Genomic DNA, 9393 nt, shown 5'->3' with positions numbered 1-9393 from the left:
CCGATTCCCACATTGACGTTTTTGTAAGTCCTTTCAAGGGCTTGCCTGATTTCGTGTCCTTCTGGTTCACGAATCTCAGCAGCGTGCCGAGCTCGCCATACAGCGTTGCGAAGATCTCGCCGCGCTTGTCGCCCGGGGAGAGAACGAACTTCTCGACCAGCGCGCGGACAGCCTCGGACGCCTCGGCACGGTCTTCCTGCTGGTTCAGGCTCTCGGTCAGACGCTCCACCTTCTTCTTGAACATCGCCGCGACATTCGGATGAATGTCCAGGGTATCTTCCAGTTCTGAGGAGAGCAGGGCGTTCAGCTCAACCTCGCGGTCACGAAGCTCCTGCATGCGTGCCTTCATATGAAGGTCAAACATCCCGTTCTCGATCGCGGTCATGATGCCGGCGATGCCCTTTTCGACTTTAGCCAGTTCGGCCTTCCAGCCGGCGCTGTTGACGCGGCGTTCATGATTTAGCCGGTTGGTCTCTTCCGTATAGGCTTTCATGGCTGCAGCGGCGGCTTCGGGTGTCATCAGTTTGTGCTTGAGGCCGGCCAGCACGCGCTCTTCAAGGTCGGGGCGCAGGATCGTCGCCCTGTTATGGCAGGAACGGTTAGCGATCCGGTTTGAGCAGGCATAGCGGTCCTTCTCGCGGAGCGAGTAGCTGCCGCCGCAGACGCCACAGAAAATCATCCCTGAGAACAGGGATTTCGGACGGCGCATGCCGTTCATCCGGTTTGCGGCCGATGTCCGGACGGCCGCGATGACATTGACATATTGCGCAGCGATCTTCGCCTGACGGTCGCGGACGGCCTGCCAGAGCGCATCATCGACGATCCGTAGCTCGGGTACCTCGGTGATGATCCATTCAGCTTCAGGGTTCAACCGAGACACCCGCTTACCGGTTGAGGGATCCTTGATATAGCGGAGCCGGTTCCAGACGAGGCGGCCGATATAGAGTTCGTTGTTGACGATCCCTGTGCCGCGCTGGACATGCCCCCGGATCGTGGTGTCGATCCACAGCTTGCCGTTCGGACCAGGGATACCTTCATCATTGAGTGTGCGCGCGATCGCACGCGGGCCGATGCCAGCCGCAAAGTCTTTGAAGATGCGCCGGATAATATTGGCCTCGTTCGGGTCGATTTCCCGGTCGCCCCGGATCGGATCGCCTCGTGCGTCCAGCTTCTTGATCACCTTGTAGCCGTAGCATAGGCCGCCACCGGACTTGCCGTCCTCGACCCGACCGCGCAGGCCCCGATGGGTCTTCTGCGCCAGGTCTTTCAGGAAGAGGGCGTTCATTGTGCCCTTGAGGCCGACATGCAGTTCGCTGATCTCGCCTTCGGCCAGGGTAACGATTTTGACCCCTGCAAACTTTAGATGCTTGAACAGGGTGGCGACGTCTGCCTGATCGCGGCTGATGCGGTCCAGCGCTTCTGCCAGCACGACAGTGAATTCGCCACGCTGCGCGTCCTGCAAAAGGGTCTGGATGCCGGGACGCAGGATCATGCTGGATCCGGAGATGCCTGCGTCCTTGTAAGCGCTGGCGACCTTCCATTTTTCGCGTTTGGCGTGCTCGCGGCAGACGCGGAACTGATCTTCGATTGAGGCGGCCCGCTGGTTGTCGGAGGAATAGCGGGCATAGAGCGCGACACGGACCATGGCAGGACTCCGGGCATCATCTTCCAAAAAGAGAGGGTGTCAGAGCTTACCTTGGTTCTGCCCACCGAGTGGTAGTCAATTCGTTGGCGTTGCCATCACGTTTTTCGGTCAGGCGCTGTTGGATGTCGGGGCGGGCGTCGGCGGCGCTTCTGACGCTCATGGTCCTCGCGAGCCATCTGACGACCGATGAGCCGCGCCAGGCGGAGCACGGTGGCGTCCGTCACATAAGGTGCGGCGGCCTCGCCGTCGGGAAGAATGATCTCGATCCGTGCCAGCCTGTCTCGTGCGTCCATGACGGTTTCTCCAGACGATACTGGAGCCATTGGACAGGGTCATGCGTCATGGGAAAGAACAAAATCATCCCATGCGGTCATCGGCGGTGTTTGCGTAAGTAATAGGATGTAGGATGGATGAATCAACATCAATGGGCAGGCGGAGGAACAGTATGGCGCGGTGGGCAATGTTTTCTGTTTGGCATTACAGTCGCGATTCGTTTCCTGGTTGGGGAACAATGAAGAATTTTGGATACTTCTCAACGTAGATTGCCTGAAATTCGAGCCCATTCGAAAGCATTGAAGCGGTGAACAGTTAAAGAACGATCAAATTCGGTAGCCACCCGCCGGCAGAGGCGCCCCCGTTTTTTTGGACAGGTGGTTAAGCTATAATCCGGCTTAAGAGAGGACGGCATTTATGGGGAAGGTTACACGGAAATGGTATTCGGTTGAGTTCAAGTTCGCGAGTTGCGCTGGAGGTCATCCACGGTGAGCGGGCACTGGCAGAACTGGTGTCGAAACATGGCGTGCATTACACGATGATTGCCCAGTGGAAATGTCAGGTAATTGAGGGAATGGCTGCGACGTTCTCCAAGAACGCGGCCATCATATGCCAGCTTCGCGCCTCCTTACTTAGACATTCCTCCTTCAGGATACCCTGTGCTGCGCAATTAACACGAAGCTCATTAAAGGTTTTCTGCGATAAGCGATCAAAATTGAATTCAATGTTCCATTGTAGCCTAATTATAACTCGGCAGCGTTTTGGGAGCGCGACTTTATGAAAATAACGAATGCTGGCCGTGGCGTGCACAAGCGCGAAATCAAAGGCATTGACCGCCTAAGGTCCAGCTTACCTGCCGATTGGTATGCATTCACAAACCTTGACCTCATTCTCGGCGTGGGGCGGGCGCGAGAAATTGATGTCGTGATCGTATCTGATAAACGGATATTTTTGATCGACCTGAAAGACTGGTACGGAAATATTTCTAGTGTGGATGGCCGCTGGTACCTAAATGGAGTCGACAGAGACCCTTCTCCCGTTACTAAGATCGCGGGGATCACGCGGGATATTCTTCCTCTTCTCAGCGCGGAATTTAAGAAAAGGCCTGAAACCAAGAGCTTCCCCCTTCCTCGGATAGAGGGGCTGGTTGTCTTGACGGGAAAGGCCTCCCGCACGGACATAGCCGAGACGGAAAAAGCAAAGGTTTTGACCGCAGACGAGTTCTTGAACATTGTAAAAGATAGCAGCCGCGAGCGCGCGGCGTTCGGGAATGTCCCTGGCGCTTATCTTGCTAGGCCGCTGACTGACGCATTCTGGAAAGAGCGCCTTTACCGCTTCTTCAACGCCGGTCCTAGTTCTCCGTTCCAGCCGGGGCGGCGGCGTTTCGAGCGGTTTGCCGCAGATGATGTGCCCTCGTTTTCGCACCCCCTAGACATATATCGCGAGTATGAAGCGGCCGAGGAAGGCAACAAGAATAACCTTGGCACGCTGCGCCTTTGGGATTTTACTAAATGTCCGGATACTCGTTTTCAGAATGAGGAGGGACGGCGCGAAATCGCGGGGCGCGAGCACATCGTTTATCACTGGCTAAAGGATCGCAGTAGCGCGGTGGAGCAAACCCTGCTTCCACCGAAGATCGACGATCCGGAGTTGGGCGTCCATTACTGGGAAGTCTATGATCGCCGCCGGCGCATGCAGAGGTTGGGCGTGTTTGCCGAGACTGAAGCGGGGCGTCTCGCGCCTTCCGAGAGAATCGAACTGGCGCGACAGATTCTCGCGTCAGTGGCAAATCTTCATGACCAAGGTGCCGCTCATCTTGACCTTGGAGGCCATAGCGTCTGGCTTGAGGCACCTACCACTGTCAAGTTTTCGCATCTGATGGCTGCGCGCTTTCCTGAGGCCAAATCCCTTGGCGACGCTCGTTACCAATTTCTCGCGAGTGTCGACGTGCCTGAAGACCACTTGGGCGTGGAGCGTGGGCCCCAGTGCCGTGACGTGTTCCTCGCTGCCGTCGCCGTCCACCAGCTATTATTTGGAAAAATTCCCAGCGGCAATCCGCCGGAATGGAATCCAGGGGTCGACGAAGTTGGGACGTTTCGCTTGCTTCATGACTGGTTCGCCGAGGCGCTGGAACTTGATCCATCTCTCCGTTACCCGGATGCCATCCATGCCTTGCAGGGGTTCAACCGCGCGACCGCGCAGCGCCCGACCCGGCAGGAGGTCATCTCCGGACTTGAGCGACATCGCGGCATCCTTCGATCGGTTCGGCAACTGGTGGCTGCATTTCCCGAAACGGGAGATACCATCGTCGAAAACGATCGTGTGGAAATGTGGCGGAGCCAGAATGGCGACGCCTCAGTTGTCGTAAAGTTGTGGAAACAGGGTTCCTGGGGCGACACAGCCCGGGAGGGGGCTGCTATACTGGGTTTCCTTGAAAAGGCAGCAGCGGCGAAGGCTGACCGTCCAGCGGGCCTGCCGGCAGTCCGGGAGGTGTTGTGGCTTGGCGACTCCATGGCTATCGTACAGGACTGGGTCGAAGGGCCGACACTCGCGGCGGTTCTAGCTGCGCCACCAGATGACTTCAGTATGCCCGCAGCAGCGTTGGGATTCGTGGAGCAACTGACGAGAACTGTTGAAGCACTTCACGAGGGCGGTCGTGGGCATGGCGACATATCTCCCGCCAATATTGTTGTATCCTCTGAAAACGTTCCCGTCCTTATAGACGCGCTTGATTTTTCGCCGCGCGCTGACGGAGAACGCATCACATCGGCATATTCTCCTTTGTCGGGAAGCCTCTTTGAACGTGACAGGTTTGCTGTCACAAGAATTGCGGAGGAAGTGTTTGCGTGCTCCCTGCTCGCAGAGCGCGATGCGCGCGAGATCGCGCGGGCCATCAAGGATTGCCGGGAAAAAGAGCCCAGCCTTTCCACGCTCCTGCCTCTCCTCGATCAGGTCGAGGCTGCACTTGCGCGGCTGAATGCGCCGGCGGCCGATGATCCGGATTCCGCTGCTGCCCCGTATGCTGTCAGCGTTCTCGGCGCGGTCACTGGTCCGATCGAGCCGGATGAGGGCTACTTCTTCCTGCGCGTGCGCCGCGATACTGCACGTGGCACGCTGTTCCTCGTGCTGCGCGGCGCTACGGAGGAGCTCGATATCCGGCTGGACAACGACGGACAACCTGTCTTCGCACGGCGCCGCAAGCTGGAGCAGCGGCAGATCAGGCGCAGCGCCGCCCATGAATTCCACATGGTCGAGGCTACCCTTACGGTCGAAAACGCCGCCGTGAACGATCTTTCCGCGCTAGTGCCTCTTCTGGCAGTCCCTGAAGTGCAGGAAAGGATCGCGGCGGAACGAACGGGGTTCGCTCCTGCGCCGGTCGAAGTCGAAGATCCTGTCACCGCCCCAGTCGCAGAAGAGGCGGCCGAGGACGTTCTCGCTGAGGAAATTGCCGCCCGGCCGGTCGCTACGCCGACATTCATTGATGTTCCGGCGCTATGGCGTGCGCTTATCGATGTTGAAAACGAGCTTACCATCGAGGGTATCGCGCAGCTCGAAAGCGTCTTCGATCGCGGATCAAACCGTCACAGAGTGCCCATAGAGCTTGAAAGCGGGGCGTTTGAGTTTGCACGCCATGATACTGTCGGCGTGGAGCGGCAGGACAGGAAGGGCGGGTGGCGCCGCATCGGTCAGCTCGACGTCCAGTCATCGCGGTCGGACCTTGCGGTCATCGACGCCAGCGACACGAACATGGCGCAACAAGCGCATCTCGTCGATGCCGGGCAGCGCCTGCGCTTCTGGAGTCATCTGGAACGTCAGAGCCTGAAGCGCCGAACCGACGCCGTAGACCGGATACTGGCCGGCAACGGGCGATCCCTTGACCTCTTAGGTGTGTTCGACCCACACACAGGTGCCCTTCCTCTGGACGTCGGTCACCGTCCTGCCCCGGGTTCGCTCGACATATACGGGCTGAACCGAGACCAAGAGGCGGCTTTCGCGCGAATTGTCGCGAACCGGCCGGTCGGATTGTTGCAGGGACCGCCAGGAACCGGCAAGACCCGCTTCATCGCGGCGCTTGCGCACTATGCCCTCACGAAAGGGCTGGTGCGCAACGTGCTGCTTGCGAGCCAGTCCCACGAGGCCGTGAATACGGCGGCCGAGGCAGTGCTCACCTTGTTCCGAAACGGCGGCATCCAGCCCAGTCTGCTGCGTATCGGGTGGGACGAGGAGCAGGTCTCCCTGCCGCTTCGCGCCTATCACACGCCGAAGGTCGAGCAGGGTTTCAAGGACCGTTTCCGGGCTTCTTTCCGCGACCGTCTGGCCGAGATCGCCAGTGCCCTTGGGCTTCCCGACAGCGCCGCCGACGAAATCGCCGTGATTGAGACGACGATCCGGCCGCTTGCGCATAGCCTTGCCGAGCTAACGCAGCAGGAGGGAGTGGATCAGCAGCGCTTGAACAGCATGCTGGAAACCATGCGCCGACACCTCGAAAGGCTTGATGCCGCAACGCTGCTCGATGGCGAAGGACCGCGGGAATGGCCATCCTTCCCAGAGGAGGTCGCGCAGGCGGTCCTGAAGCGTCACGCACGCAGCACCGGTGCGGACCGGTTTGGCAGGCTATATAGAACTGCGGCCATCGGCCGGGATTTCGTGGGAAGCGTTTCGCGCACGCAGCGCAGCTTTGAGAGCTTTCTTGCAGGAACGCGGCAAATCGTTGCCGGAACCTGCGTGGGCTTGGGACGCACGGCACTGGGGCTGACCGCCACGGCTTTCGATCTCGTCATCGTCGACGAAGCGGCCCGCTGCACCGCCAGCGAACTTCTGGTGCCGTTGCAAGCGGCGCGCTGGGCAGTCCTAGTCGGGGACCATGCGCAGTTGGAGCCGCAGCACAAAGCGGAGGTCGTCAACGCTGTCGCCGAACGCACAGGGGTTGCCAAGCGAGACATAAAACGTAGCGATTTCGAGCGCGTCTTCACAACTCCATACGGCGCCGCCGCCGGTGCGCGGCTCAAGACACAGTACCGGATGCTCGCACCCATCGGGCAGGTCGTTTCGGAAGCCTTCTATCCTGACATGCCGCTGCATCCCGGGCGTGAGACTCCGGAAATCGATCCAGCGCTTCTCCCGGTAGGACTTGACGTCCCGCTACTGTGGATTGAGACGGATAGCATGGGCGAAGCGGCGGCCGAACGGCCGGAAGAAGGCGGTAAGAGTCGCATCAACCGGGTAGAAGCGGACGCCATCGTGGCCATACTTGAGGATTGGCACAGCCACGAGCCGTTCCGGACCTGGTTGCTCACACAGCAGAAACATCCTGTCGGCATCGGCGTGATCTGCATGTACGCCGCACAGCGGGATCTTATTCGTCGAAAACTGCGGCAGTCGGCCCTCGCTTATCTGCTCGATCGTCATCTGAAGGTGGGAACCGTAGACAGTTACCAAGGCAAAGAAAACCCGGTGGTTCTTCTCTCGCTGGTGAGGAACAACGAAGATGGGCCGATGGAGGAGGGCCTTCGTCGCGTACAGGAGGGCTTCCTGACAACGCCCAACCGGATCAACGTGGCCGTGAGCCGCGCCATGGACCGACTGGTCATCGTGGGTGTGCGGGGACGATGGTCCGCGCAGGGCCCGATGGGACATATGGTGAAAGCATTCGGGCAGCAGGTTGCGGAGGAGAAGGCGCGCGTGATCAGTGCTGAGGATATCATCAGTCGCACGGGTAAGAGGTCTGGGTTGGAAGGGACGTCCCATCCACACAAGGTGCGGGCCGAGGGAGGTGCGCATGTCTAATCATCCACGCCCGCTGCTGCGTTTGAAGAAGCATGAACTGCTCTCGCCGGACGAAGACCGAAAGATGGAAGTTGGCGTTTATGATGCGCTTCTGCCTTGTCGCAAGTACGAGGTCGCGTATAAGGTTGCCGTTCTCGGCAAGGTCAGTCAGAGCCTTGAATTCCTGTTGCGGCTGGTGAAGGCTGTACCCGGTATTACCGAAGAAACCGCAGCAGCATTCTTTGGGTTCGAGCAGGCCGAGATCAGCTACGTTCTTAACGAGGCGACAGGGCCGGGATTTGTGGAGTGGCGCGAAGGCCGTCTCTGGCTTACGTCCGCAGGCGAGATGCTCTTTAGGGAAGGGACTGATGATCCTGTCATCTATACCGTTGAAGAGCGCTGCCGCGACCTAGGATTCGACCTGCTGGCTATCGCTCCCCAAGCGCCGCGCGCTATCGACTCCGTAGAGTTGACGCTGCCAGAACTCCCAATAACGGACCCTGCTGGAACAGGAAGGGTAGGGAACAGGATATTCGAGCGTTTTAACAGGTTCTTTTATGAACTTGTCGACCGGCGAGATCGCGAACAGATTCAGCAGCGCGACCTTTACTCGGTGGACAGGGTTGTTCCGAAGGAGCGTTTTCAGGTGCCGGTGCGTGTACAGGTGTTTGCTCAAGCGTCCGCACCCAGCCTCCCAGAAATAGACCTTAGCGCTTGGCGCGCCGAGCATGAAATCTCCGACCGGCCCCAAATTGAAAGCGCCGCCGCCATGCTGGTCGACGACCTGAAAGTCAATGGCAACCAGATCAGTGCGTCGCAAGCCTACGAGGTGCTCGTGGAACTGGCGCCTAACTTTCTGAAGGAGTTCGTCACAAAGGCGGGCCTGAACGTGAACCGCTACTGGCGGGATGCAGTCGGTCGGGCTGGTGAGCCGCGCGCAGACCGCAAGACCGTGCCTATCATCGGCCCGCTCTACACCGAAGCAAATGCACGGCGATTTCTTGAGGTGGTCGATTATGGTTTGCGGGGCGACGCGGAGCGGCCGGAGTTCGTCTTTTCCGTCGCTCCGCAGACCCCTCTTTGGGGGGCGAGCACTCAGCAAAGGGACACGCTTTCCTATCTCCGTCGTAGGATTGCGGCTGCTGCTCCGGCAAGCACGAATGAACTGCGGACCGTCTGTTTATTTCCCGGAAAGGCAGCATGGTTTATCGACCGGACTTTTGACGAGGTGCTCGGTGCGGATTACAGCGATTTGCCGCCCGCTCTAGAGATCATGATCGTTCCGCACATTGCGGTGGCAGCACTTGTCCACGCACCTATAGGCGCTGCGTCGGGATACGCCGTGCCTTTGGGCTGGGCATCGTTTGACGAGAGCGTGGTTGCCCGCACGCAGGCCTTCGTAACGGAAAGGTTTTATTCTTTTGTGCGTGAACCAAACCGACATGGCCGCCTCATTCACGCGCTTCATTCCCGACCAGAGAGTGAATAACAAAGGCAGGTAACCTAAGGGATCGACTGACCTATAGTCGTTGCTGTGTCTATCCACAGATCGGCCAGCAGGTAGAAAGAGAGCCAGATAGCCGTGAGCAAATTATAGGCACTCTTACTACGAAGAGCCGCAATGTATTTTATCACAACGTATTACGGAATGCGTGTGTAAAGAAGATGAAGGAATTGTGGAGCTTATCTACAGGGTCTAGTGGCTCAGA

Annotated in this window: 4 protein-coding genes and 1 pseudogene; 3 read left to right on the top strand and 2 right to left on the bottom strand. The window is 58.7% G+C overall.

The window, feature by feature from the left end:
• Together J2D77_RS14625 and J2D77_RS14620 are read right to left on the bottom strand one after the other, a co-directional pair.
• A partial coding sequence (locus J2D77_RS14625; protein ID WP_230975838.1) for a recombinase family protein occupies window positions 1-1645 on the bottom strand: 1645 nt, incomplete at its 3' end.
• Between the two features lie 95 nt (window positions 1646-1740).
• The gene (locus J2D77_RS14620) at window positions 1741-1938 is read right to left on the bottom strand and encodes a hypothetical protein (RefSeq protein WP_207847051.1); all 198 of its coding nucleotides are present in this window, start codon (window positions 1936-1938) and stop codon (window positions 1741-1743) included.
• A 397-nt stretch (window positions 1939-2335) separates the two neighbouring features.
• On the opposite strand from J2D77_RS14620, the pseudogene J2D77_RS17365 reads away from it, so the two are divergent.
• From J2D77_RS17365 to J2D77_RS14610, 3 genes and pseudogenes are all read left to right on the top strand, one after another.
• A pseudogene (locus J2D77_RS17365) lies at window positions 2336-2519 on the top strand (transposase); the annotation flags it as partial.
• Between the two features lie 176 nt (window positions 2520-2695).
• The gene (locus tag J2D77_RS14615) at window positions 2696-7705 is read left to right on the top strand and encodes an AAA domain-containing protein (protein WP_207847049.1); all 5010 of its coding nucleotides are present in this window, start codon (window positions 2696-2698) and stop codon (window positions 7703-7705) included.
• Complete coding sequence (locus tag J2D77_RS14610) at window positions 7698-9173, top strand: hypothetical protein (protein ID WP_207847044.1); 1476 nt, start codon at window positions 7698-7700, stop codon at window positions 9171-9173. Before J2D77_RS14615 ends, J2D77_RS14610 begins: the two co-directional genes overlap by 8 nt.
• The last annotated feature ends 220 nt before the right edge of the window (window positions 9174-9393 follow it).

Source organism: Acetobacter garciniae (genome assembly GCF_017377735.1).
In the GTDB taxonomy this organism is placed as follows: domain Bacteria; phylum Pseudomonadota; class Alphaproteobacteria; order Acetobacterales; family Acetobacteraceae; genus Acetobacter; species Acetobacter garciniae.
Note: the sequence above shows the minus strand (reverse complement) of the source record. Positions and strands in the feature narration are given on the sequence as shown.

Coding starts and splice junctions, on each gene's coding strand:
- J2D77_RS14620 (WP_207847051.1), bottom strand. CDS start 1,938: ATGGACGCACGAGACAGGCTGGCACGGATCGAGATCATTCTTCCCGAC.
- J2D77_RS14615 (WP_207847049.1), top strand. CDS start 2,696: ATGAAAATAACGAATGCTGGCCGTGGCGTGCACAAGCGCGAAATCAAA.
- J2D77_RS14610 (WP_207847044.1), top strand. CDS start 7,698: ATGTCTAATCATCCACGCCCGCTGCTGCGTTTGAAGAAGCATGAACTG.